The organism is Microbacterium arborescens, assembly GCF_030369635.1.
Taxonomy (GTDB): Bacteria; Actinomycetota; Actinomycetes; order Actinomycetales; family Microbacteriaceae; genus Microbacterium.
The window spans coordinates 1,300,104-1,324,588 of the sequence record NZ_CP128474.1 but is presented as its reverse complement, the minus strand read 5'-3'; the positions used below and the strand labels follow the sequence as shown (position 1 = coordinate 1,324,588).

The window sequence follows — 24,485 nt, the reverse complement described above, 5'->3', positions numbered from 1 at the left end:
GGTGGGCATGCCCCACGCGCGCTTCCTCGTCGTCTTCGATGCCGACTCGACCCTGTTGCAGAACGAGGTCATCGAGCTCATCGCCGACGAAGCGGGACGCGGGGCGGAGGTCGCGGCCGCGACCGAGGCGGCGATGCGCGGCGAGGTCGACTTCGCCTCGAGCCTGCGCTCACGCGTGTCTCAGCTCTCCGGGGTGCCGCTCGCGGCGTTCGACCGCGTGCGCTCCCGTGTCGAGCCGACGCCGGGCGCACGCGAGCTCATCGCCGCGATCCACGAGCGCGGGGGCGTCGCCGCCGTCGTGTCGGGCGGCTTCCACGAGGTGCTCGATCACATCGCCCCCGGACTCGGGGTCGACGTGTGGCGCGCCAATCGGCTCGGCACCGACGGCTCGACGCTCGACGGGACGGTCGACGGCGACGTCGTCGACGCGGAGGCCAAGGCCGCGTCGCTGCGCGAGTGGGCCGGCGCCCACGGGGTCTCTCTCGCGCGAACGATTGCTGTCGGCGATGGCGCGAACGATCTGCGGATGATGGCGGTCGCGGGCCTCGGCGTCGCGTTCAACGCCAAGCCGGCGGTGCGCCGTCAGGCGGATCTCGTCGTCGGCCCCGTCGACCTGCGGGAGCTCGTCGCGCTCCTTCCCTGACCGTGCGCTGTCGGCTGTCCGCGCCGAGCGCTACGGTCGGGTCATGGACGTGATCCTCATCCCGGGCCTCTGGCTCGACGCCTCCTCGTGGGACGACGTGGTCCCGGCGCTCCGAGACGCCGGGCATCGTCCCCATGCCCTCACACTGCCCGGAGTCGGCAGCACGGCCGGAGCATCGCGAACGACGCTCCGCGATTGGGTCGATGCGGTGGTCGCCCGCATCGACGATCTGCCGGGGCAGGTCGTCCTCGTCGGGCACAGTGGCGGCGGGAATGTGGCATGGGGAGCCGCCGACCGACGCCCCGATCGCATCGCACGCGTCGTGTTCGTCGACACGCTCCCGCCGTCGCCCGGCGCGGAGATCTCGGAGTTCCCGGTCGTCGACGGCGCGGTGCCTTTTCCCGGGTGGGATTTTTTCGACGAACCGGATGTCGCTGACCTCGACCGCGACACGCGCGCCCGCTGGACGCCACGCACGCATCCGGTTCCGGCCGCTGTCCCCACCGACGCCGTCGACCTGACCGACGACCGCCGACACGGCATCCCCGTCACGATCCTCTCGGGGTCGGCCGACGAGCGAGGAGTCCGCGAGATGCTTGCAGGGTGGCCGCGATTTCTCGCCGAGTTCGACGCCCTCGAAGATGTCTCCGTCGTCGAACTGGGCTCAGGCCACTGGCCGCAGTTCTCGCAGCCCCACCGACTCGCCCGCGAGATCGTCGCCGCGCTGGCGTGACGCCGGTCGGCGCTTCAGTGCCCCATCCCGAGGCCGCCGTCGACCGGGATGACGGCGCCCGAGATGTACGCGGCGTCGTCAGAGGCGAGCCAGGACACCGCCCCCGCGACCTCGGCAGAAGAGCCGTATCGACCAGCCGGGATGCTGCGCTTGTACTCGGCCTGTGTCTCGTCGGGAAGAGCCGCGGTCATGTCGGTCTCGATGAACCCCGGGGCGACCACGTTCGCGGTGATGCCACGAGCACCGAGCTCGCGCGTGAGCGAGCGAGCGAAGCCGACGAGGGCGGCCTTCGACGAGGAGTAATTGATCTGGCCCGCTGATCCGAACAGCCCGACCACGCTCGAGATGAGGATGACGCGTCCCCATTTAGCGCGCAGCATGCCCTTCGACGCTCGCTTGACCACGCGGAAGGCACCGCCGAGGTTGGTCGCCACGACCGAGTCGAAATCGTCCTCGGTCATGCGGAGCAGGAGGGTGTCCTTCGTGATGCCGGCATTGGCGACCACCACCTCGACCGGCCCGAGCTCGTTCTCGACCTGCGTGAAAGCAGCGTCGATGGATGCCGCGTCCGTCACATCGGCGCGGACGGTCAGCGCGCCCTCGGGCCCCTCGCCCGACCGGGCCGTCACCGCGACACGGTGGCCGTCGGCGATGAAGCGCTCAGCGATCGCGCGGCCGATACCGCGGTTTCCTCCGGTGACGAGAACGACTCGGGACGTGGACATACGGCTCTCCTGTGTCTGCTGCGCGAACCCCGCAAGCCTAGTCGCAGCGCGTGCGACGCCCGCGAACGATAAGCTGGCGGCCCGACGTCGACGAGGAGCAGATGTGAGCGACCAGCCCCAGCCGCAGCAGCCGTACCCCGCGCCCGGGCAACCCGCCTCCGGCGCTCCCGTCCCTCCCCCCGCCCCGCCCTACGCGAATCCGCCGCAGCAGCAGGCCTACCAGCCGGCCGGTTACCCGCCGCCGGCGTACGGCTACGGCGGATACCAGCCGCAGAAGACGAACGCACTCGCGATCGTGTCGATGATCGCCTCGATCGTCGGGTTCATCTGGATCCTCCCGATCATCGGATCGATCGCGGGCGTCATCATGGGCCACATCTCGCTGTCGCAGATCAAGCGGACCAACGAGAACGGGCGAGGAATGGCCCTGGCCGGCCTCATCGTCGGCTACGCCGGTCTCGCCCTCGCGATCGTCGGGGTGATCGTCTTCGCCTCGTTCATCGGCTGGGCCATCGAACAGGACAGCTACAGCTCGTACTCGTCGAGCTTCTGAGACCGGCCTCCCCCGACCACCCGGGCGTATCCTTGATGCACCGTGAAGCATCAGCCCGCAACACCGTCGGCGACCTCGCTCCCGCGAGCTCCGCACGACGACTCCAACCGCCGCATGACGAAGTACTTCATCATGATGGCGGTGCGGGTCGTGTGCTTCGTGCTGATGGTCGTCATCGCCCCGTACGGCTGGCACACGGCGGCCCTGGCGGTCGGAGCGATCTTCCTCCCGTACTTCGCGGTGGTGATCGCGAACGTCGGCGACGACGTGCGCGAGCCCGCGGCCGTCTCACCTCTGGCAGCCCTTCCCGAGCGCCCGAGCGAGGTGCCCAGCTCGCCGGAAGCACCCGCGAAGCCGACCGTGATCGAGATTCGGGAGTCGCGGCCGGAGTGAACGACATCGAGTGCTCCCGCGCCGGATGCCGCGCGTCGGCACGGTGGCGGGTCATCTGGCGCAATCCGCGCATCCACTCCGCCGATCGGCGGAAGATCTGGGTGGCATGCGACGACCACGTCGCGTACCTGCGCGAGTTCGTCGCCGCGAGGGACTTCCCCGTGAGCGTCGAGCCTCTCACCGTCGAGACCAGCGGAGCGGGCGGATCATGAGGGCGAAGACGGCTCTGCGCTGGAGCGGCTACGTCGCGGTCGCCATCGCCTTCGCGATCGCCTGCGCCTATCTGTCGAACTGGCAGTTCACGCGCAACGAGGAGCGCAGTGCGCAGCTCGAGCTCGTCGAGCGCAACTACGACGCCGATCCGGCCGCGCTGTCCGACATCCTCCCCCCGGGGAGCGAGCTCGATCCGACCGACGAGTGGCACCCGGTGGAGCTGACCGGACGGTACCTCGCCGACGACCAGGTGCTCGTGCGGAACCGTCCGCACGGGGGCACATCGGCTTTCGAGGTGCTCGTCCCGTTCGAGACGAACGACGGGCGCGTATTCGTCGTCGACCGCGGGTGGGTGCCCCCGGCGTCCGACGCCCCCGAACCCGCGTCGATCGCCGCTGCGCCGTCCGGCACCGTGACGGTCGTGGCCCGCCTGAAGCCCGCCGAAGCCGCACCCACCTCGGGCCGCTCGGCTCCGGACGGGCAGGTGCCGACGATCAACATCGACCTCGTCGTCGACGAAGCCGGCCTCACCGGCGACGTCGTGACATCGGCCTACGGGCTGCTCGTCTCGGAGGACCCCGCCCCCGCCGAGACGCTCGGAGCCATGCCTGTCCCCTCGGAGGACCCGGGTCCGCACCTGTCCTACGCGATCCAGTGGATCCTGTTCGCGATCATGGGCTTCGTCTTCATCTGGTACATGATCCGCACCGAACGCCGCCACCGGCGTGAGGACGAGGAGGATGCCGCCGCTGCCGCCGCACTCCTCGCGCCGTCGTCGGGCGACGAGCTGGTCGCTGCCGTCACGGCATCCGGTCCTCGCGAGACGTCGGTCGTCCCCGCCAGCCTCCGTCGACGACGCGACACCAAGCGCGATCGCGACATGGAGGACGAGGACGCGATCCTCGACTCCAGCCGAAACTGACTGCGGGGCCCCGAACGCTCAGGCCAGGGTGATGAGCTCGAGGTAGTCGCGTCCCCAGATGTCCTCGACGCCGTCGGGCAGGATCAGCACACGCTCCGGATTCAGCGCCTCCACGGCGCCCTCATCGTGGGAGACGAGCACGACAGCGCCCTCGTAGTGCGCGAGCGCACCGAGGATCTCGTCACGCGAAGCGGGGTCGAGGTTGTTGGTCGGCTCGTCGAGGAGCAGCATGTTCGCCGATGACACGACGAGCGTCGCGAGCGACAATCGGGTCTTCTCACCGCCGGAGAGGACGCCCGCGGGCTTGAGGACGTCGTCACCGGTGAACAGGAACGAACCGAGCACCTTCCGAGCCTCGGTCTCGGTGATGTCGGGCGCGGCCGACATCATGTTCTGCAGCACCGAACGGGAGACGTCGAGGTTCTCGTGCTCCTGCGCGTAGTAGCCGATGCGCAGCCCATGACCCGGCTCGAGCATGCCGGTGTCGGGCTGGTCGACACCGGCGAGGATGCGCAGCAGCGTCGTCTTACCGGCCCCGTTCAGCCCGAGCACCACGACCTTCGACCCGCGGTCGATGGCGAGATCGACGTCGGTGAAGATCTCCAGCGAGCCGTACGACTTCGACAGCCCGGACGCCATGAGGGGCGTCTTGCCGCACGGCGCGGGCTTGGGGAACCGGAGCTTCGCGACGCGGTCTTCCTGCCGCACCTCGTCGAGACCGGAGAGGAGCTTCTCGGCTCGCGCGACCATCTGGTGCGCCGCGGCGGCCTTGCTCGCCTTCGCGCCGAAGCGGGCGGCCTGCTGCTGCAACGCCGTCGCCTTCTTCTCGGCGTTGGCGCGCTCTTTCTTGCGCCGCTCCTCGTCCGCGACCCGCTGGCGCAGGTAGTTCTTCCAGTTCATGTTGTAGACGTCGATGACCTGGCGCATCGCGTCCAGGTAGAAGACCCGGTTGACCGTCTCGCCGACGAGCTCGACATCGTGGCTGATGACGATCAGCCCGCCCTTGTATCCCTTCAGAAACTCCCGAAGCCACACGACGCTGTCGGCGTCGAGGTGGTTCGTCGGCTCGTCGAGGATCATCGTCTGGGCGTCCGAGAAGAGGATGCGGGCCAGCTCGATGCGTCGCCGCTGACCGCCGGACAGCGTCTTCAACGGCTGGTCGAGGATGCGGTCCGGCAGCGACAGGTTGTGCGCGATGGACGCCGCCTCAGCCTCGGCGGCGTATCCGCCGAGGGCCTCGAAACGCTCCATGAGGTTGCCGTAGCGGCGCATCGCTTTTGCAGCGGCCGCTTCATCGTCCGCGCCCATCTCGAGCGACGCGGTCTGCATGTCCACGGCGATGGTCCCGAGCCCGCGGGCATCGAGGATGCGGGTGCGCGCGAGCATCTCCGGGTCGCCCGATCGGGGATCCTGCGGCAGGTAGCCCAGCTCGCCCGAGCGTTCGACCTTGCCGTCGCTGGGCAGGAGGTCGCCGGCGAGCACCTTGGTGAGCGTGGTCTTGCCCGCTCCGTTACGTCCGACGAGGCCGATCTTGTCGCCATCGGAGACACGGAACGACACGTCCGCCATCAGCGTGCGCGCGCCCACGCGGATTTCGAGGTCGTGCACGGCGAGCACAGCGATCGTCCAATCGTCGGGAACAGGGAGGGCGGCCGAACGGCCAGCCTCTCATCCTACTCGCTGTCCACGGGCATCCGCCGCAGACCGCACCCCCGACCACCTTCAGCCGGGCTGCAGCGGATTGGCACGATGGACATCGCCGACGTAAAGTAAGCCTGCCCTTACTCACCTCTCCTCTGGAGGACACTGTGCCCCGCATCCGCACAGCCGCCGCAGCCATCATCGCAGCCACGCTGCTCCTCGCCGGCTGCGGTTCGACCGCGGCTCCCGATTCGGCTCCCGCCGCTTCCGGAGACGCGTCGTCCGACGCGTTCCCCGTCACCATCGACCACGCGTTCGGCCAGACCACGATCGACAGCAAGCCCACCCGTGTCGCGACCGTCTCCTGGGGAAACCAGGAGGCCGCGCTCGCCCTCGGCGTCGTCCCGGTCGGCATGCCCGCCGTCACCTGGGGAGACGATGACGGCGACGGCATCCTCCCGTGGGTGAAGGACAAGCTCGACGAGCTCGGCGGCGACACCCCGGTGCTGTTCGACGAAGCCGAGGGCATCGACTTCGAGGCCGTCGCCGATACGCGGCCCGACGTCATCCTCGCCGCCTACTCGGGCCTGACGCAGGACGACTACGAGACTCTGAGCAAGATCGCCCCCGTCGTCGCGTACCCCGACATCGCGTGGGGCACCAGCTGGCAGGAGCTCACCGTCATGAACGGCACGGCGCTCGGCCTCAAGGACGAGGCGGAGACGCTCGTCGACGACCTTACGACCCACCTGGACGAGCTGACGGGCGCATACCCCGACATCGCCGGCAAGACGACGCTGTTCAGCTCCTTCGACGCGACGGATCTCAGCCAGATCGGCTTCTACTCGACCGCCGACCCGCGACCCCTCTTCCTCGAAGACCTGGGGCTCACCCCGGCCGCGACCGTCGCGGAGCAGTCGAAGGGCACCGACCAGTTCTGGATCACCAACAGCACGGAGGAGATCGAGCGCTTCTCCGACCTCCAGGTGCTCGTGACCTACGGCGACGACGCCACGCTCGCCGCGATGCAGGCAGACCCGCTGCTCTCGCGCATCCCCGCCGTCGCATCCGGAGCCGTCGTGGTGCTCCCCGCGTCCAACGACCCGCTCGCCGCAGCGGCCAACCCCAGCCCCCTCTCGATCACCGACCCCCTGACGTCGGAGTACGTCGACATGATCGGTGCGGCCGCCGCGAAGGCGAGCTCGTGATCGCAGGCGAACTGCGTCGGATGCCGTGAGCGCTCCGACCATGACGACGGCCGCCGCCGTGAGCACGCCCCCGCGGCGCAGCTTCCGGCGGCGGCGCGTCGTCTGGCTCATCGTCCTGGCGCTCCTCGTCCTCGCGGCGAGCGTCGTCTCGGTGACCTTCGGCACGCGCGCGGTCTCATTCGACGACATCATCGCCGGACTCAGCGGAAGCGTCGAGACCACCTCCGCGGCGGCGGTCTCCAAGCGCGTTCCGCGCACCGTCCTCGCCCTCATCGTCGGGGCCGCCCTGGCGGTGTCGGGCGCCGTGATGCAGGGTGTGACGCGCAACCCCCTCGCAGATCCTCAGATCCTCGGCATCAACGGCGGCGCGTCTCTTGCGGTCGTCATCGGGCTCGCGTTCTTCGGCGTCACCAGTGCGTTCGGCTACATCTGGCTCGCCATGCTCGGCGCAGCGATCGCCGCGGTCTTCGTCTACACGATCGGCTCGCTGGGCCGAGGCGGCGCGAGCCCGCTCAAGCTCGCTCTCGCCGGGGCGGCGACCGCGGTCGCGTTCAGCTCGCTCATCAGCGCCATCCTCCTCCCGCGCATCGACGTCATGAGCGTCTTCCGGTTCTGGCAGATCGGCGGAGTCGGCGGCGCGACCGCCGAGAAGATCGTGCTCGTGCTCCCCTTCCTCGCCGTCGGCATGATCGTCTGCCTCGCGGCCAGCGCAGCGCTGAACTCCCTCGCACTCGGGGATGAGCTCGCAGCGGGCCTCGGCGAGCGCGTACGCACCGCGCGTCTGATCGCCGCGCTCGGCGCCGTCATCCTCTGCGGTGCCGCGACGGCCGTCGCCGGTCCCATCGGATTCGTGGGACTCATCGTTCCCCACATCTGCCGCCTCCTCGTCGGCCCCGACCATCGCTGGCTCCTCCCCGTCTCCGCTCTTGTGGGCGGGGGCCTGCTGATCGTCGCCGACGTCGTCGGTCGTGTCATCGCCCGCCCCCAGGAGGTCGAGGTCGGGATCGTGACCGCGCTCATCGGCGCGCCGTTCTTCATTGCGATCGTCCGCCGACAGAAGATGCGGGCCCTATGATCGCGCCCGCAGCATCCCGTTCGACGATCGACGTGGTCGTCGCCGGGCGCCGGCGTCGCGCCTGGCGCCGACGTGTCGTGCTCGGCTCCCTGCTGGCCGCCGTCATCGTCATGTACGCGGTCTCGCTCATGGTCGGGCAGACCTTCTACTCCCCCGCCGAGGTGTGGGGTGTCATCACCGGCCAGACGGTTCCGGGCGCCTCGTTCACCGTCGGCGAGCTGCGCCTGCCTCGCGCCACCGTCGCGCTTCTCACGGGTCTTTGCTTCGGCATGGGCGGCGCCGTCTTCCAGACGATGCTGCGCAATCCGCTGGCCAGCCCCGACATCATCGGCGTCAACGCGGGCGCGAGTGCCGCCGCTGTCGTCGGAATCGTCTTCCTCTCGCTCAGCGAGGCGGGCATCTCGCTGCTGGCCACGGTGGCCGCCCTCGTGACGGCCCTGATGATCTACCTCCTCGCTTTCAAGGACGGAGGTGCCGGCGCGCGCTTCATCCTCATCGGCATCGGAGTGGCCGCGATCTTCAACAGCGTCGTCTCGTACGTGCTCTCGCGAGCCGCCGAGTGGGATCTCCAGGCCGCGATGCGGTGGATCACGGGCAACCTCAACGGAGCTTCGTGGGACCAGGCGATCCCCTTGGCGCTCACGATGGTCATCGTCGTGCCCGCATTGCTGTGGCTCACTCGCGATCTCGAGCTCATGCGACTCGGCGACGACACGGCCGCCGCTCTCGGGGTCGCTGTCGAACGCCGCCGCGTCCTGCTGATCGTTGCTGCTGTCGCACTCCTGGCCTTCGCCACGGCGGCCGCGGGACCGATCTCCTTCGTCGCGTTCCTCTCCGGCCCGATCGCCGCACGGATGCTGGGCCCCGTCGGGTCCCCCGTCCTCGCTGCAGGCCTCTTCGGGTCGCTCCTCGTGCTCGTCGCCGACCTCACCGCGCAGTACCTCCTCGGCATCCGGCTGCCCGTCGGAGTGGTGACCGGCGTACTGGGCGCCCCGTACCTCATCTTCCTGCTCATCCGCAGCAGCCGCTCAGGAGGCTCACTATGACCGCGGACCGCTCCCTCGAAGCACGCGGAGTCCGCCTCGGCTACGGCGACCGCGTCATCGTCGACGAGCTCGACCTCGTCGTGCCTGGCGGCCGCATCACGGCGATCGTCGGCGCTAACGCCTGCGGCAAGTCGACTCTGCTGAAGTCGATGGCACGGTTGCTCACGCCGAGGGCGGGCAGCGTGCTGCTCGATGGCAAGGACATCCATCGCTTGCCCACGAAGCGGGTGGCGCGCGATCTCGGGCTCCTGCCGCAGTCGCCGATCGCACCCGAGGGGATCACGGTCTCCGATCTCGTGAGCCGCGGCCGGACGCCGCACCACGGGCCCTTGGCGCGCTGGACCCGGGCAGACGACGAAGCCGTCGCGTCGGCACTGGACGCCACCGACACCGCTGCCATCGCCGATCGATCGGTCGACGAATTGTCGGGCGGACAGCGTCAGCGCGTGTGGATCGCGATGGCCCTGGCCCAGCAGACTGACGTGCTGCTGCTCGACGAGCCCACCACGTTCCTCGATGTGAGCCATCAGATCGACGTCCTCGACCTGCTCACCGACCTCAACCGCGACCGCGGGACGACGATCGTGATGGTCCTCCACGACCTCAACCTCGCCGCCCGGTATGCCGACCACCTCGTCGCCATGGCCGGGGGCCGCCTCTACGGCGCCGGCGACCCGGGCGACGTGTTGACGGCCGAGACCGTCCGCGCGGTGTTCGGACTCGACAGTCGCGTCATCCCCGACCCGCTCACGGGACGGCCGCTCGTGCTGCCCATCGGCCGTCACCACGTGCCCGCAGAGCTGACCACCCCTGACGTCGACGGCTCACACGCCGGCTGATTGGAACACCATGACTCGACCCGCCCTCGACTTCTTCCGCGTCTCTGTCGCGGACATCACCGACCTCACGCCGAGCTTCCGACGGTTCACCTTCCACGGCGACGACCTCGCCGACTACGGCGACCCCGGATTCGACCAGCGCGTGAAGATCCTGTTCCCCACCGACACCGCGTCCATCGACACCATGCCGACGGGCGACGATTGGTACGACGGCTGGCGCGCCCTCTCCCCCGAGGCGCGCCCCGTGATGCGGACGTACACGACACGCGCCGTCCGGCCCGCCCTGCGCGAGGTCGACATCGACATGGTCGCCCACGATGTCCTCGGTCCCGCGTCGGCGTGGATCGCCGGCGCCCGCGTCGGTGACGAGGTACTCATCCTCGCCCCGACGACCACGCACACCGGCGTGAGCTACGGGATCGACTTCGTCCCGCCCGCCGACACCGACGCCATCCTCCTCGCCGGTGATGAGACCGCCGCGCCGGCGATCGCCGTCATCCTCGAGCAGCTGCCTCCGGAGGCGCGCGGCACCGTGGTGCTGGAGGTCCCCACCGAGGCCGACCTCGACTACCTGCCGCACCATCCCGGGTTCGAGCGCCGGATCGCCGCGCGCTGTGGTGACGGCGAACGTCACGCGCATCTGATCGCGGCGGTCGAAGACACCGCCGCGCGTCTCGCTCCCGCCGGAATCGGCGCCGAGGTCGAAGAGATCGACATCGACGCCGACATCCTCTGGGAAGTGCCGCGCACCGCCAAGGGCGGCGCCGCCCTCAAGCGCGCACCGCTCTACGCCTGGCTCGCCGGCGAGGCGTCGGCGATCAAGACTCTGCGACGCCACCTGGTCAGCACCGTGGGCGTCGACCGCCGAGCCGTTGCCTTCATGGGCTACTGGCGGCTCGGGCGCGCCGAGAACTGACGAAGCCCGGACGACGAGTCGCCAAGATTCGCGGGTGCGAGGAGCTCGGCATCCGCGTTCCTTGGCGAGTCGAGCGCGATGCGGCTCACCCGCCGGCAAGCACCGTCTGACGGGCGAACGCGCCGACGCGGCCGACGGCCTCTCGCAGGACCTCGGGCCCGCAGCCGAAGTTCAGACGCACGTGCCCGACGCCCTCCGTTCCGAAGAACGGCCCATGGTGGAGCGCGACGCGCGAGCCGTCACGGATCGCGTCGGCCGGGTCGTCGCCCCAGCCGTACGCCGACACGTCTATCCACGCGAGGAATCCCGCGTCTGGGATGCGATAGCGCGCCCGCGGGAGATGCTCGGCCAGCAGCTCACCCAGCAGCCGCCGATTGAGGTCGAGCCGAGCGAGCAGACCGTCGAGCCACGCATCCGACTCCGGAGAGAACGCGGCGATCGTCGCCAGCGCGCCGAACAGACCGGTGCGCCATTCGACCTCCCAGGGCAGGCCGCGCACGACATCGGCGTTCGCCTCGGATGCCGTCACCATCACGGCGCACTTCAGACCGGCGAGGTTGTAGGCCTTGGACGCGCTCGTCACGGCGTACCCGACCGCGGCGGCCTCCGACGATGCCGTGAGAAATGGGGTGAACACGACGTCAGCCGCGGCGAGCGGGCCGTGGATCTCGTCGCTGATCACGACGGCATCATACCTGCGCGCGATCGCCGCGAGCGCGCGGAGAGACTCGGGCGAATGGACCGTTCCCGTCGGATTGTGAGGGTTGCACAGCAGCACGGCCCGGGCACCGGCGGCGAGAGCCCGCTCGATACCGTCGATGTCGAGCTCCCAGGCCGACCCCGTATCGACGAGCGGCACCTCCTCGACGATGGCCCCCGCCTCGGCGACCGTGTCGAAGAACGGCGGGTAGACCGGAGGATTGACCACGACCCGATCTCCGGGGGCGACCGTGGCACGCAGGAGCTCGACGACGCCCATCATGACGTCTCCGGTCCAGCGGACGCGGTTCGGGTCGACCGTCCATCCCCACCGCCGCTGGGCGAATCCGACGAACGCCTCCGCGATGCCGGGCTGCGGGGGCGTGTAGCCGGTGTCACCGATCTCGACCGCTTCGCGAAGCGCACGCGTGATCGGCTCGGCCAGCGCGAAGTCGGTCTCGGCGACGAACATCGGGATGACGTCGTGCGGATACGATCGCCATTTCGTGCTCGACCGTCGCCGCAGCGTCTCGAGCGGGAGGGCGTCGAGGGGCTGGATGTTCATTCGGCGAGCCTAATCGCGGCGCCGGTCGGTCCGCCGGAAGGTGTCGCCGCATGACGAAAGCCCCCGTCGCCGCCGAGGGGCGGTCACGAGGGCTTTCGTCTCCGGAGTTCCGTCAGATCGCGAAACCGAGGGCGCGCATCATGTCGCGGCCGTCGTCGGTGATCCGCTCGGGGCCCCACGGCGGCATCCACACCCAGTTGATGCGAAAGCGATCCACGACGTCGTCGAGGGCCTGTGCTGTCTGCTCCTCGAGGACGTCGGTCAGCGGGCAGCCCGCCGACGTCAGCGTCATGTGGATGATGAGAGCGTCGTTCTCGTCGTCCCACGCGAGGTCGTAGATGAGACCCAGGTCGACGACGTTGATCCCCAGCTCGGGGTCCATGACGTCCTTGAGGGCCTCGGTGACCTCGTCGTACTTCTCGGGCGCGAGTGTTGCGGTCATGTAACGATCTTACGCGTCGACGGGGGCGTCGGCGTCGAGGAAGCGGTCGTAGCCCTCTTCTTCGAGTCGGTCGGCGAGCTCGGGGCCGCCTTCCTCGACGATGCGGCCCTTGACCATGACGTGGACGAACTGCGGCTGGATGTAGCGCAGGATGCGGGTGTAGTGCGTGATCAACAGCACGCCCAGGTCGGTCTCGGACTTCGCCCGATTCACGCCCTCGGAGACGATCTTGAGCGCGTCGACATCGAGACCGGAGTCGGTCTCGTCGAGCACCGCGATCTTCGGCTTGAGCAGCTCGAGCTGGAGGATCTCGTGGCGCTTCTTCTCGCCGCCCGAGAAGCCCTCGTTGACGTTGCGCTGCGCGAACTTCGGGTCCATGCGCAGGTTGGCCATCGCCTGCTTGACATCCTTCGTCCACGACCGGATCGCCGGCGCCTCTCCCGCGACGGCCGTCTTGGCGGTACGGAGGAAGTTCGTGACCGTGATGCCGGGCACCTCGACCGGATACTGCATCGCGAGGAAGAGGCCCGCACGAGCGCGCTCGTCGACGGACATCTCGAGGACGTCCTCGCCGTCGAGCGTGATCGAGCCGCCGGTGACGGTGTACTTGGGGTGACCGGCGATCGCGTAGGCGAGCGTCGACTTGCCGGAGCCGTTGGGCCCCATGATCGCGTGGGTCTCGCCGGTGCGCACCGTGAGGGTGACACCGTTGAGGATCGGGGTGGGCCCCGCCTCGGTCTCGACCGTCACGTGCAGGTCGCGGATCTCGAGAACAGACATGTCGGGTTCCTTACTTCACTTCACATCGCGGGTCACGGCGGGATCGATGAGGATGTCGTCCCCATCGATCGTGACCTCGTAAACGGGGACCGGCTCGTAGGCCGGGAGATTCAGCGGTGCGCCGGTGCGCAATGAGAACGCCGAGCCGTGGGCCCAGCACTCCAGCGTGTCACCTTCGACGAAACCCTCGGCGAGCGAGATGTCGCCGTGGGTGCAGGTGTCGCCGATCGCGTGCACCTCGCCGTTGCCGTCGAGCACGACGGCCATGGGGACTTTGTCGATGACGACGCGCACAGCGGTGTCCTGCTCGAGCTCGCTGAGCTTCAGGACCTTCTGCGCGGTCACGCGCCGGCTCCGGCGGCGAGCTCGGCCTCGATGGCCTCCAACAGCTCGTCGGCCAGCTCGTCGACGCCCATCTTCTGGACGATCTCGGCGAGGAAGCCGAGCACGACGAGACGACGCGCCTCAGCCTCGGGGATGCCGCGCGCCTGCAGGTAGAACAGCTGCTGGTCGTCGAATCGTCCGGTCGCGCTGGCGTGGCCGGCGCCCCGGATGTCACCGGTCTCGATCTCGAGGTTCGGGATCGAGTCGGCTCGGGCGCCGTCGGTGAGGACGAGATTGCGGTTCGCCTCGTACGAGTCGGTGCCCACGGCATCCGGGCCGATCAGGACATCGCCGATCCACACACTGTGGGCGCTCTCGCCCTGCAGCGCGCCCTTGTAGAGCACGTCGCCGACGGTCTGCGGGCCCTTGTGATGGAGGTAGACCTGGCTCTCGAGATGCTGTCCCGCATCCGCGAACGACAGTCCGTACATGCGTCCCTCGGCGCCGGAGCCCGCGAGTTCGAGCGACGGGTTCACGCGGACCACCGCGCCGCCGAGGCTCACCACGACGTGGGTGAGCGAGGCGTCGCGGTCGACGCGCGCCTGGTGCGCCGCGGCGTGCACGGCGTCGTCATCCCAGCGCTGCAGCGAGACGACCGTCAGGGCCGAGCCGTCGCGAGCGATGATCTCGACGTTCTGCGCATGTGCGGCGGTGCCCTCGTGGCGCAGGATGACCGTTCCGCGTGCGTTCGGCATGGCCTCGATCACGACGTGGGCGTGCGCGAGTCCGCCGTTGCCCCGAAGGCTGACGACCACCGGCTCGCTCAGTTCGACGCCGGCCGGGATCCGCAGCAGCGGAGCCTCGTGCTCCTGCGACCACGCGATGGCACTCGGCAGATCCTCCGGACGGAACACCTCGCCCCGGGGCGCGTCGCCGACACGGAGCCGAGCCTGCTCGACCTCCGCCGGCGCGCTGACCTCGACGGACACGACCCCCGTCGGGCCGGGCTCGTCCACCAGCAGCGGAGCCAGTCGATCGATCGGTGTGTGCTTCCAGTTGACCTCGCGGCCCGTCGGGGTGGCGAAGTCGGCCGGGTCGTACGACGCCGGCCGCTCGGACCGCGTCTGGATCGGCACGAATGCCGCCGCAGGGTCGATGTGGCCCTTCTCGCCGGTGGCGGGGGCCTGGGTGACGCTCGTCATATCAGCCGACGCTGCCTTCCATGCCCATCTCGATGAGCTTGTTGAGTTCGAGGGCGTACTCCATCGGGAGCTCACGCGCGATCGGCTCGATGAACCCGCGCACGATCATGGCCATCGCCTCGTCCTCGGGCATGCCGCGGCTCATGAGGTAGAACAGCTGCTCCTCGGAGACCTTCGACACGGTGGCCTCGTGGCCGAGCTGGACGTCGTCGACGCGGATGTCGATCGCGGGATAGGTGTCGGATCGCGAGATGGTGTCGACGAGCAGGGCATCGCACCGCACGGTGTTCGCCGAGTGATGCGCGTTCGCATCGACCCGCACCTCGCCGCGGTAGCCGGCCCGGCCGCCGCCGCGTGCGATCGACTTCGACACGATCGACGACTGCGTGTACGGCGCCATGTGGATCATCTTGGCGCCCGCGTCCTGGTGCTGACCGGGACCGGCGAAGGCCACCGAGAGCGTCTCGCCCTTGGCGTGCTCGCCCATCAGGTAGATCGACGGGTACTTCATCGTCACCTTCGACCCGATGTTGCCGTCGACCCACTCCATCGTCGCGCCCTCGTGCGCGACCGCACGCTTGGTGACGAGGTTGTACACGTTGTTCGACCAGTTCTGGATCGTCGTGTAGCGAACGCGGGCGTTCTTCTTGACGATGATCTCGACAACCGCCGAGTGGAGCGAGTCGCTCTTGTAGATCGGCGCGGTGCATCCCTCGATGTAGTGGACGTAGCTGTCCTCGTCGGCGATGATCAGCGTCCGCTCGAACTGGCCCATGTTCTCGGTGTTGATCCGGAAGTAGGCCTGCAGCGGGATCTCGACGTGGACGCCCTTGGGGACGTAGACGAACGACCCGCCCGACCAGACGGCCGTGTTCAGCGCGGCGAACTTGTTGTCGCCGGCCGGGATGACGGTGCCGAAGTACTCCTCGAAGAACTCCGGGTGCTCACGGAGCGCTGTGTCGGTGTCCATGAAGATGACGCCCTGCGCCTCGAGGTCTTCGCGGATCTGGTGATACACGACCTCGGACTCGTACTGCGCCGCGACACCGGCGACGAGGCGCTGCCGCTCGGCCTCGGGGATGCCGAGCTTCTCGTACGTCTCGCGGATCTCAGCCGGGAGGTCTTCCCATGACTGCGCCTGCTTCTCCGTCGAGCGCACGAAGTACTTGATGTTGTCGAAGTCGATGTCGCTGAGGTCGGCGCCCCATGTCGGCATCGGCTTGCGGCCGAACAGCTGATAACCCTTCAGACGGGTCTTCAGCATCCACTCCGGCTCGTTCTTGAGAGCCGAGATCCCGCGGACGACGTCCTCGTTGATGCCGCGTTGCGCGACAGCGCCTGCGGCATCCGTGTCGTGCCAGCCGAACTCGTACACCCCCAGGCCTTCGAGTTCCGGTCGGTCGATCAGCACATCCGACATGACTTTCCTCCTCTTCGCACCGCAACGGTGTCATCCGTCCCGGCATTCCCGACTCCGACGGGAGTCACGTGGACGGGGATGCCGATTCGCGGGCCTGATGGACGCGGATGCCGCGCCTAGACTGTGAGGGACGACGTGCACACGCGCCGCCATCCCGAACACACCCGATTCTACAGGCAACGCCCCCACCCGCGGGCCTGCCCGGAACGTACGAGGCGCGAATCGAGCGCCTCGCGGAGGACTCCGATGACACAGGTCCGAACCCGCCCCGGACTCGTCGCGACGATCACGCCGACCGCCATCACGCGCTGGACGCGCGTCATGGGGTGGCTACTCGTCATCACGAACATCGGGATCGTCGGCACCGGCGGCCTCGTTCGCCTGACCGGGTCGGGCATGGGATGCGAGACCTGGCCCTACTGCACTGAGGGCTCGCTCACCCCGACCCCTGAGATGGGCATCCACGGCGTCATCGAATTCGGCAACCGCACCCTCACCGGCGTGCTGGTCGTCGTCGCATTGCTGGCGTTCCTCTCGGTGATCCGACTGCGTGCGACACGACGCGAACTCCCCGTGCTGAGCTTCCTCGTCGGACTCGGGATCATCGTGCAGGCCGTCGTCGGGGGCATCACGGTGTGGCTGCACCTGCACCCCAGCATCGTGGGTCTGCACTACCTCATCTCGGCCGCCCTGGTCGCGCTCGCCACCGCGTTCCTCGTGCGCCTCTACGCCACCCCCGGACCGCGGGTGCGCATCGTTCCCCGCGCGTACGCCATCGCCACGCACGCCACGACGCTCGCCGTCACGGTGACGGTCGTCGTCGGCATCCTCCTCACCGGGGCAGGCCCGCACGCCGGCGACGACGCCGCGGCGCGCAACGGCCTCGACCCGATCTTCTGGCAGCACGTGCACAGCTGGCCGGCCTACGTCACGCTCGTGCTGACGCTCGTGCTGGTCTCGGGGGCCATCCGCCTCCCCCGCACGACCGGTCTGCAGCGCTGGACCGGTCTGCTGCTCGGCGTCGAGCTGCTGCAGATCGCGGTCGGGCTCTGGCAGGCGCGCACGGGGCTGCCGATCGTGCTCGTCAACATCCACATGGTGCTCGCGGTCGCGCTCGTGTCTGCGATGGTCGCCGTCGTGATGTCGCTGAAAGCTCCGCTGTCGAGCGCCACGCCCGCCGCCGAACGAGAGGTCGCGCGCACAGAAGCCTCATAGGCTTCGTATGGGGCACGCAGAGGTCGACCCCGCAGAGTGTTCGAGGCCGCCGACAGCGGTCGCGACACGAAGGAGCACCATGACCGTTCACCCCCGCCTCGTCCGCAGCATCCCGTTCTGGATTCTCGTCGCCGGATCGGTTGCCGCGATCGGCGGTGGCGCCTACATCCTGGTCGAGAAGCTCAGCAACATGGAGGCGACCATCCTCGACAACACCGCCACGGGAGTCGACGTGTACGTCGGCCAGATCTGGGGCGTGTTCGGCGGCATCCTCGTCGGTGCCGGCGTCGTCGGGCTGGCCCTCGCCCTCGGCGCCGCGGCTGTGAGCTCGGCGATCCCGACCTCCGCGCGCGGCGCCGGCAAGCGCGAGCGCGGCGCTTCCGCCCCGGACGCCACGACTCCCGTCGCGTCGGAGCCCGTCGCCTCGGAGCCCGTCGCCTCGGAGCCCGTCGCCTCGGAGCGCGTCGTCTCGACCGAGACGACCGCGGTGCCCGCCGCTGGCATCTCGGCACACGACACGGCCGCGACCTCGACCCTCGAGTCGCCGTCCGATGACGCGCAGCAGCGCTGACCAGCGCCGCTGACATCCAGAACGGCCGTCCTTCGCGCCGCCCGGGCCCCCGGGTGCGGAGGGCGGCCGTTCTGCTCGTGCGCCCGTAGCCCGAGCCCTCCGTCGCGCCTCGTCACCCCGAAGCGGCATCACCCGCCACGTGGGCCGGCCGATCCCGCGGTTCATGTGTCACCGAGCGCCCCCACTCGGCCCGCGAAGCGACCCCACCTGCCAACCGAGCCCAAACCCGGCGAGCTCACCTGGCAGCACACGCCCCCACCCACCCCGCGAAGCGGCGCCAACCGCCAACCGAGCCCAAACCCGGCGAGCTCACCTGGCAGCACACGCCCGCACAGGGCCGCGGAGCGGGCAGCAGCTGCCAGGTGAAGAGCGAAGCCAGCGCGCAGCCGGGAGGCGCGGCGTCAGAAGGGCAGCAGCGGGTCGACCGCGATGGCCACGAAGACGAGCGTCAAATACGTGATCGACGCATGGAAGACGCGCATCGGACGAGCCTGCTCGCCGCGGACCGCACGGTTGTACAGGCGGTGCGACTCGTAGAGGAACCAGCCGCCGAAGACGATCGCCGACACGCTGTACACGAGTCCCATGGGCGCGACCGGGATGAGCAGCAACGAGCACACCACCGTCGCCCACGCGTAGAGGATGACCTGGAGTCCGACCTGCGAGCCGTTGCGTGTGGCGCCCAGCATGGGCACGTCGACCTCGTCGTAGTCGTTCTTGTACTTCATCGACAGCGGCCAGTAGTGCGGCGGTGTCCAGAGGAAGACCAGCACGAACAGGATGAAAGCCGCCCACGAGAGCGATCCGGTCACGGCGGACCAGCCGATGACGACCGGGAAGCACCCCGCGATGCCGCCCCAGACGATGTTCTGCTCGGTACGGCGCTTGAGGATCATCGTGTAGATCACGACATAGAAGAAGATGGCGAAGACGCTGAGGGATGCCGCGACCCAGTTGGTCGTCGCGGCGAGCCAGACGGTGGATGCCACGGCGAGCGTCCACGCGAAGACGAGTGCTCCACGGGCCGAGACCTCGCCGGTCACGATCGGACGGTTCTCGGTGCGCTTCATGTGCGCGTCGATGTCGCGGTCGAGGTACATGTTGAACGCGGCGGCGGATCCGGCGCTCATCGCTCCCCCGACCACCGTCGCCAGCACGAGCCACAGGTTCGGCAGGCCGCCGGCGGCGAGGATCATCACCGGCACGGTCGTCACCAGGAGGAGCTCGAGCACGCGCGGCTTGGTGAGGGCGACGTAGGCGCGCACCGTGGCACCGAAGGACGTTCCGCGAGAAGTGTCGACAGAGGCCGAACGCGCAGTCGTCGTGATGTCCATCGCTCCCCGCATCTCACCGCTGTGAACCTGTCCAGTCTAGGGCATCCGCCGACGGTGGCCTCCGCGGAGCCGCCCCTAGCACGACCGTCACAAGACGACGTCCGTGCCCCCGCCGCCTGACGTCATCGCTATGCTGAACACATACGCGCGCCGGCGCCGAAACCCTCCCTTCCTGACTGCGGAGCGGCATGCGCAGGCGCTGCCTCTCGAGAAAGGCGACCGAGTGTCGGAACTTCGTTGGGACGAGATCGATCGGCGCGCGGTGGACACCGCCCGCGTCCTGGCCGCGGATGCGGTGGAGAAGGTGGGCAACGGCCACCCGGGTACGGCCATGAGCCTGGCCCCTGCCGCCTACCTCCTCTATCAGCGCGTGCTGCGCCACGATCCGGCGGACACCGACTGGCTCGGACGTGACCGCTTCATCCTGTCGGCCGGGCACTCCTCGCTCACGCAGTACGTGCAGCTCTATCTGGGCGGCTTCGGACTCGAGCTCGACGACCTCAAGGCGCTGCGCACGTGGGGGTCGCTGACTCCCGGACACCCCGAGTACGGCCACACCAAGGGCGTCGAGATCACGACCGGCCCCCTCGGTCAGGGCCTGGCGACGTCCGTCGGCTTCGCCTACGCGGCGCGTTACGAGCGCGGACTGTTCGACCCCGAGGCGCCGGCGGGCACCTCTCCGTTCGATCACTTCATCTATGTGATCGCGAGCGACGGCGACATGCAGGAGGGCATCACGGCTGAAGCCGGATCGCTCGCCGGACACCAGCAGCTCGGCAACCTGATCGCGATCTACGACGCGAACCAGATCTCGATCGAGGATGACACGAACGTCGCCTTCACCGAGGATGTCGCCGCACGCTACGAGGCGTACGGCTGGCACGTGCAGACGGTCGACTGGAAGAGCACGGGCGAGTACGTCGAAGACGTCGCCGCGCTCTACGCCGCGATCGAGGCCGCGAAGGGCGAGACCGACAAGCCGTCCCTCATCGTGCTCAAGACGATCATCGGATGGCCGGCTCCCGGCAAGCAGAACACCGGCAAGATCCACGGGTCGGCGCTCGGCGCCGACGAGCTCGCCGCTACCAAGAAGGTGCTCGGCTTCGACCCCGAGAAGAGCTTCGAGGTCGCCGACGACGTCATCGAGCACACGCGCGCCCTCGCCGAGCGCGCCGCAGCGGAGCGTGCCGAATGGCAGAAGTCGTTCGACGCGTGGGCCGACGCCAACCCCGAGCGTAAGGCGCTGCTCGACCGCCTCGAATCCGGCGAGCTGCCGGCCGACGTCTCGGTCCCGGCATTCGAGGCGGGCAAGGCCGTCTCGACCCGCGCCGCGAGCGGACAGGTCATCAACGCCCTCGCCGACCAGCTCCCCGAGCTGTGGGGCGGCTCGGCCGACCTCGCCGAGTCGAACCTGACGACGATCAAGTCGGGCAAGAGCTTCATCCCCACCGAGTGGTCGACGCACGAGTGGTCGGGCGACCCCTACGGCCGCGTCCTGCACTTCGGCATCCGCGAGCACGCGATGGGTGCGATCGTCAACGGCATCGTCCTGCACGGCAAGACGCGCGCCTTCGGCGGCACCTTCCTCATCTTCAGCGACTACATGCGCCCCGCGGTGCGTCTGGCCGCTTTGATGAACATCCCCTCGATCTACGTGTGGACGCACGACTCCATCGCCCTCGGCGAGGACGGGCCCACGCACCAGCCGATCGAGCAGATCTCGTCGCTGCGCCTGATCCCGAACTTCACCGTCGTCCGTCCGGCCGACGCGAATGAGACGGCCGCGGCGTGGCACGAGCTGCTCCGTCGTCAGGGCGGCCCCGCTGGCATCGCGCTCACGCGTCAGAACATCCCGGTCTTCCCCCGCGGTGAAGACGGCTTCGCGACCACCGACGGCGTCGCGAAGGGCGCCTACGTGCTCATCGACGCCGAGGGCGGTCAGCCCGACGTGATCATCGTCGCGACCGGGTCCGAGGTCCAGCTGGCGGTCGAGGCACGCGAGGCGCTCGCGGCCGACGGCATCCAGGCGCGCGTCGTCTCGGCGCCCTCGCTCGAGTGGTTCGCGGAGCAGGACGAGGCGTACCGCGAGTCGGTGCTCCCCGCCGCCGTTCGGGCCCGCGTGTCCGTCGAGGCCGGCGCCACCCCGCTGTGGCGCTCGATCGTCGGCGACACCGGCCGCTCGGTCGGTATCGATCACTTCGGCGCGTCCGCCGACTACCAGACCCTGTTCGAGAAGTTCGGCATCACCACCGAGGCCGTCGTCGCGGCCGCCCGCGCAACTGTTGAGGAGAACAACGCATGAGCACGCCCACCCAGGATCTCTCCGACGCCGGCGTCAGCATCTGGCTCGACGACCTGTCGCGTCAGCGCATCACGACCGGCAACCTGCAGGAGCTCATCGACACCCGCAATGTCGTCGGGGTGACGACGAACCCCTCGATCTTCCAGGCCGCCATCAGCGCGGGCGTCGGATACGAGGAGGCCATCGAGGCGCAGGCGAAGGCCGGAGCGTCGACCGATGACACGATCTTCGAGCTGACCACGACGGACGTGCGCGACGCGTCCGACATCTTCCGCCCGATCTTCGACAAGACCGGCGGCGTCGACGGCCGGGTGTCGATCGAGGTCTCCCCCGACCTCGCGCACGACACCGACGCGACGATCGCCGAGGCGAAGAAGCTCGCGGCCGCGGTCGACCGGCCCAACGTTCTCATCAAGATCCCCGCGACCAAGGCCGGGCTCCCCGCGATCACCGAGGTCATCGCAGCAGGGATCAGCGTCAACGTCACGCTGATCTTCTCGCTCGAGCGCTACAGCGAGGTCATCGACGCCTACCTCGTCGGTCTCGAGCGCGCCCGCACCGCGGGCATCGACCTGGGCGGCATCCACTCGGTCGCGTCGTTCTTCGTGTCGCGCGTCGACACGGAGGTCGATAAGCGCCTGACGGCGATCGGATCGGATGCCGCGAACGAGCTGAAGTCGCTCGCCGGTGTCGCCAACGCGCGCCTCGCCTACGAGCTGTTCGAGAAGAAGTTCGCCGAGCAGCGCGCCCAGGACCTCGTCGCGGCCGGTGCGAACCTGCAGCGTCCGCTGTGGGCCTCCACCGGCGTGAAGGACCCGGCCCTGCCGGACACCCTCTACGTCACCGAGCTCGTCGCTCCCGGCACCGTGAACACGATGCCCGAGAAGACGCTCGAGGCGACCTTCGACCACGGCGTGATCTCGGGCGACACTGTCACCGGAGCGTACGAGGCCGCACACAAGGTCTTCGACGACCTCGCGGCCGTGGGCGTCGACCTCGATGACGTCACCCAGCTGCTGGAGGATGAGGGTGTCGACAAGTTCATCGCGTCGTGGCACGACCTGCAGGGCACGGTGACCGCGGCTCTGGAGAGCGCCCGTTGAGCTTCGAGATCCACGTCTCGGGGCACGTCTCCGAGGTCGTCGAGCAGACGCTGCCCCGACTCGTGAGCGATCTGGTGGCGAGCGGCATCACCGCGGGTGACGCCGACCTGTGGGGGCCGGATGCCGCGGACGAGGCGTCCCGCCGACTCGGCTGGGTGCAGGCCGTCACCGTGTCGCGCCCGCTCGTCGCGGAGATCGAGGCGCTGCGCGCCGAGCTCGTCGACCGAGGCATCACCCGGGTCGTGCTGGCCGGGATGGGCGGTTCGTCGCTCGCTCCCGAGGTCATCGCACGCACCCACGGTGTGCCGTTGACGATCCTCGATTCCACCGCGCCCGGGCAGGTCCTGGCGGCTATCGACGGCGACGCCGAGACGGGCGGTCTCGCCGAGACCGTCCTCGTCGTGTCGTCGAAGTCGGGGTCGACCGTCGAGACCGACTCGGCCCGGCGCGCGTTCGCCGCGGCCTGGAGCGACCTCGGCATCGACCCGGCCGACCGCATCGTCGTCGTCACCGACCCCGGTTCGCCGCTCGAGGCCGAGGCCCGCGAAGCGGGGCACCGGGTCTTCACCGCCGACCCGACCGTCGGGGGCCGGTACTCCGCCCTGACCGCGTTCGGGCTGGTGCCGGCTGGTCTCGCGGGAGCCGACATCGGGCAGCTGCTCGATGAGGCCGACGCGACGCTGCTCGAGGTGGCCGTCGACGATCAGCGCAACCCCGCGCTCGTGCTCGCTGCGGCGATCGCGGGCGGAGAGCCGCGCCGCGACAAGCTCGCCCTCATCAGCGATGGCACCCACATCGTGGGTCTCCCCGACTGGATCGAGCAGCTGGTCGCCGAGTCGACGGGAAAGGCCGGCACCGGCATCCTGCCCGTCGTCGCGACGCCGCTCTCCCCCGAGCTCGATCTGCTGCCCGACGACCTGCAGGTCGTCAGGCTCGTCGGCGACGCCGTCCATTTCCAGATCCTCGAGCAGCATCCCGGCGAGGTGCTCGTCAGCGGGTCGCTCGGAGCGCAGTTCCTCGTGTGGGAGTACGCGACCGCGATCGCCGGGCGTCTGCTCGGGATCAACCCGTTCGACCAGCCCGATGTCGAGGCGGCCAAGACTGCGGCGCGAGGTCTGCTCGATGCACAGCCTGCTCCCACCGCACCGCTGTTCGTCGAGAACGGTGTCGAGGTCCGGGTCTCCGACCCGTCGCTCGCGGCAGACCGCACGCTGGCGGGCGTCCTCGAGCACCTGTGGCAGAGCGTCCCGTCCGACGGGTACGTCGCCGTGCAGGCGTACGTCGATCGCACCTCGGTGCCGCAGCTGGCCGGTGTGCGCGAGCTGATCGCGGCGGACTCCGGCCGCCCGACCACGTTCGGCTGGGGACCACGATTCCTGCACTCCACTGGTCAATATCACAAGGGCGGCCCCGCGAACGGCGTCTTCCTCCAGATCACCGAGCGAACCGATGTCGACCTCGAGATTCCCGGTCGGCCGTTCACGTTCGGCCGACTGATCGAAGCGCAGGCCTCCGGCGACGCCGCAGTCCTCGCCGAGCGCGGCCGTCCGGTCGTCACGCTCACCCTGACGGACCCCGCAACCGAGGTCCTCACCCTTTTCGAAGCCGCCCAGTAGGAAGA

General features: G+C 69.2%; 25 protein-coding genes. 16 read left to right on the top strand and 9 right to left on the bottom strand.

The window, feature by feature from the left end; genetic code table 11:
- Positions 1-7 precede the first annotated feature (7 nt).
- A complete protein-coding gene (gene serB, locus QUC20_RS06245; RefSeq protein ID WP_120262909.1) occupies positions 8-643 on the top strand; it encodes a phosphoserine phosphatase SerB in 636 nt (211 codons plus the stop codon).
- A gap of 43 nt (positions 644-686) precedes the next feature.
- Entirely contained in the window at positions 687-1,376 is a 690-nt protein-coding gene (locus QUC20_RS06240) for an alpha/beta fold hydrolase (RefSeq protein ID WP_120262910.1), read from the top strand.
- Positions 1,377-1,390: 14 nt separating this feature from the next.
- Here QUC20_RS06240 and fabG read toward each other — a convergent pair whose 3' ends face one another.
- Positions 1,391-2,101 carry a 3-oxoacyl-ACP reductase FabG gene (gene fabG, locus QUC20_RS06235; RefSeq protein WP_120262911.1) on the bottom strand — a complete coding sequence of 237 codons (711 nt, stop codon included), beginning with the start codon at positions 2,099-2,101 and terminating at the stop codon, positions 1,391-1,393.
- Positions 2,102-2,204: 103 nt separating this feature from the next.
- Here fabG and QUC20_RS06230 point away from each other — a divergent pair, with 103 nt between their 5' ends.
- From QUC20_RS06230 to QUC20_RS06215, 4 genes are read left to right on the top strand one after another with little or no spacing between them, the layout of a single operon-like run.
- Positions 2,205-2,654 carry a DUF4190 domain-containing protein gene (locus QUC20_RS06230; RefSeq protein ID WP_259455200.1) on the top strand — a complete coding sequence of 150 codons (450 nt, stop codon included), beginning with the start codon at positions 2,205-2,207 and terminating at the stop codon, positions 2,652-2,654.
- A gap of 42 nt (positions 2,655-2,696) precedes the next feature.
- Entirely contained in the window at positions 2,697-3,047 is a 351-nt protein-coding gene (locus QUC20_RS06225) for a DUF3099 domain-containing protein (RefSeq protein WP_259455201.1), read from the top strand.
- Positions 3,044-3,259: a hypothetical protein gene (locus QUC20_RS06220; protein WP_289331261.1), complete on the top strand. Its 216-nt coding sequence runs from the start codon at positions 3,044-3,046 to the stop codon at positions 3,257-3,259. Before QUC20_RS06225 ends, QUC20_RS06220 begins: the two co-directional genes overlap by 4 nt.
- Positions 3,256-4,182 (top strand): SURF1 family cytochrome oxidase biogenesis protein, encoded by a 927-nt coding sequence (locus tag QUC20_RS06215; protein WP_289331260.1) that lies wholly within the window; start codon positions 3,256-3,258, stop codon positions 4,180-4,182. Before QUC20_RS06220 ends, QUC20_RS06215 begins: the two co-directional genes overlap by 4 nt.
- Before the next feature lie 18 nt (positions 4,183-4,200).
- Here the strand turns inward: QUC20_RS06215 and QUC20_RS06210 are convergent, their stop codons facing one another.
- Positions 4,201-5,799 (bottom strand): ABC-F family ATP-binding cassette domain-containing protein, encoded by a 1,599-nt coding sequence (locus QUC20_RS06210; RefSeq protein WP_120262915.1) that lies wholly within the window; start codon positions 5,797-5,799, stop codon positions 4,201-4,203.
- Positions 5,800-5,990: 191 nt separating this feature from the next.
- Between QUC20_RS06210 and QUC20_RS06205 the strand changes: the two genes are divergently transcribed.
- From QUC20_RS06205 to QUC20_RS06185, 5 genes are read left to right on the top strand one after another with little or no spacing between them, the layout of a single operon-like run.
- Positions 5,991-7,031 carry an iron-siderophore ABC transporter substrate-binding protein gene (locus QUC20_RS06205; protein ID WP_120262916.1) on the top strand — a complete coding sequence of 347 codons (1,041 nt, stop codon included), beginning with the start codon at positions 5,991-5,993 and terminating at the stop codon, positions 7,029-7,031.
- A 40-nt stretch (positions 7,032-7,071) separates the two neighbouring features.
- On the top strand, positions 7,072-8,106 hold the full coding sequence (locus QUC20_RS06200; protein WP_289331482.1) for a FecCD family ABC transporter permease: 1,035 nt from the start codon (positions 7,072-7,074) through the stop codon (positions 8,104-8,106).
- Entirely contained in the window at positions 8,103-9,152 is a 1,050-nt protein-coding gene (locus QUC20_RS06195; protein WP_289331259.1) for a FecCD family ABC transporter permease, read from the top strand. Before QUC20_RS06200 ends, QUC20_RS06195 begins: the two co-directional genes overlap by 4 nt.
- Positions 9,149-9,991 carry an ABC transporter ATP-binding protein gene (locus tag QUC20_RS06190; protein ID WP_120262918.1) on the top strand — a complete coding sequence of 281 codons (843 nt, stop codon included), beginning with the start codon at positions 9,149-9,151 and terminating at the stop codon, positions 9,989-9,991. Before QUC20_RS06195 ends, QUC20_RS06190 begins: the two co-directional genes overlap by 4 nt.
- A 10-nt stretch (positions 9,992-10,001) precedes the next feature.
- On the top strand, positions 10,002-10,907 hold the full coding sequence (locus QUC20_RS06185; protein ID WP_289331258.1) for a siderophore-interacting protein: 906 nt from the start codon (positions 10,002-10,004) through the stop codon (positions 10,905-10,907).
- A gap of 85 nt (positions 10,908-10,992) precedes the next feature.
- Here QUC20_RS06185 and QUC20_RS06180 read toward each other — a convergent pair whose 3' ends face one another.
- The 6 genes from QUC20_RS06180 to sufB form a co-directional block, all read right to left on the bottom strand.
- Positions 10,993-12,171, bottom strand: coding sequence for a MalY/PatB family protein (locus QUC20_RS06180; protein ID WP_289331257.1), 1,179 nt, complete (start codon positions 12,169-12,171; stop codon positions 10,993-10,995).
- Between the two features lie 112 nt (positions 12,172-12,283).
- Positions 12,284-12,613 carry a metal-sulfur cluster assembly factor gene (locus QUC20_RS06175; RefSeq protein ID WP_120262921.1) on the bottom strand — a complete coding sequence of 110 codons (330 nt, stop codon included), beginning with the start codon at positions 12,611-12,613 and terminating at the stop codon, positions 12,284-12,286.
- A gap of 9 nt (positions 12,614-12,622) precedes the next feature.
- Entirely contained in the window at positions 12,623-13,393 is a 771-nt protein-coding gene (gene sufC, locus QUC20_RS06170) for a Fe-S cluster assembly ATPase SufC (RefSeq protein ID WP_120262922.1), read from the bottom strand.
- Positions 13,394-13,408: 15 nt separating this feature from the next.
- Positions 13,409-13,738, bottom strand: coding sequence for a non-heme iron oxygenase ferredoxin subunit (locus QUC20_RS06165; protein ID WP_120262923.1), 330 nt, complete (start codon positions 13,736-13,738; stop codon positions 13,409-13,411).
- Positions 13,735-14,919 (bottom strand): Fe-S cluster assembly protein SufD, encoded by a 1,185-nt coding sequence (gene sufD, locus QUC20_RS06160; RefSeq protein ID WP_120262924.1) that lies wholly within the window; start codon positions 14,917-14,919, stop codon positions 13,735-13,737. Before sufD ends, QUC20_RS06165 begins: the two co-directional genes overlap by 4 nt.
- A gap of 1 nt (position 14,920) precedes the next feature.
- Positions 14,921-16,339 (bottom strand): Fe-S cluster assembly protein SufB, encoded by a 1,419-nt coding sequence (gene sufB, locus QUC20_RS06155; RefSeq protein WP_120262925.1) that lies wholly within the window; start codon positions 16,337-16,339, stop codon positions 14,921-14,923.
- A gap of 246 nt (positions 16,340-16,585) precedes the next feature.
- Between sufB and QUC20_RS06150 the strand changes: the two genes are divergently transcribed.
- Both QUC20_RS06150 and QUC20_RS06145 read left to right on the top strand, forming a co-directional pair.
- Positions 16,586-17,554 carry a COX15/CtaA family protein gene (locus QUC20_RS06150; protein ID WP_289331256.1) on the top strand — a complete coding sequence of 323 codons (969 nt, stop codon included), beginning with the start codon at positions 16,586-16,588 and terminating at the stop codon, positions 17,552-17,554.
- 79 nt (positions 17,555-17,633) lie between these two features.
- Positions 17,634-18,125, top strand: a complete 492-nt coding sequence (locus QUC20_RS06145) for a dinucleotide-utilizing enzyme (RefSeq protein ID WP_289331255.1) — start codon at positions 17,634-17,636, stop codon at positions 18,123-18,125.
- Between the two features lie 401 nt (positions 18,126-18,526).
- Here QUC20_RS06145 and QUC20_RS06140 read toward each other — a convergent pair whose 3' ends face one another.
- Positions 18,527-19,459: a heme o synthase gene (locus QUC20_RS06140; RefSeq protein ID WP_289331254.1), complete on the bottom strand. Its 933-nt coding sequence runs from the start codon at positions 19,457-19,459 to the stop codon at positions 18,527-18,529.
- A 223-nt stretch (positions 19,460-19,682) separates the two neighbouring features.
- Between QUC20_RS06140 and tkt the strand changes: the two genes are divergently transcribed.
- Genes tkt through QUC20_RS06125 form a run of 3 tightly spaced genes read left to right on the top strand, consistent with a single transcriptional unit; the run spans position 19,683 to position 24,480 of the window.
- Complete coding sequence (gene tkt / locus QUC20_RS06135; protein ID WP_289331253.1) at positions 19,683-21,761, top strand: transketolase; 2,079 nt, start codon at positions 19,683-19,685, stop codon at positions 21,759-21,761.
- The gene (gene tal, locus QUC20_RS06130; protein WP_120262929.1) at positions 21,758-22,864 is read left to right on the top strand and encodes a transaldolase; all 1,107 of its coding nucleotides are present in this window, start codon (positions 21,758-21,760) and stop codon (positions 22,862-22,864) included. The genes tkt and tal overlap by 4 nt, the downstream gene beginning before the upstream one ends.
- The gene (locus tag QUC20_RS06125; RefSeq protein WP_289331252.1) at positions 22,861-24,480 is read left to right on the top strand and encodes a glucose-6-phosphate isomerase; all 1,620 of its coding nucleotides are present in this window, start codon (positions 22,861-22,863) and stop codon (positions 24,478-24,480) included. The genes tal and QUC20_RS06125 overlap by 4 nt, the downstream gene beginning before the upstream one ends.
- The last annotated feature ends 5 nt before the right edge of the window (positions 24,481-24,485 follow it).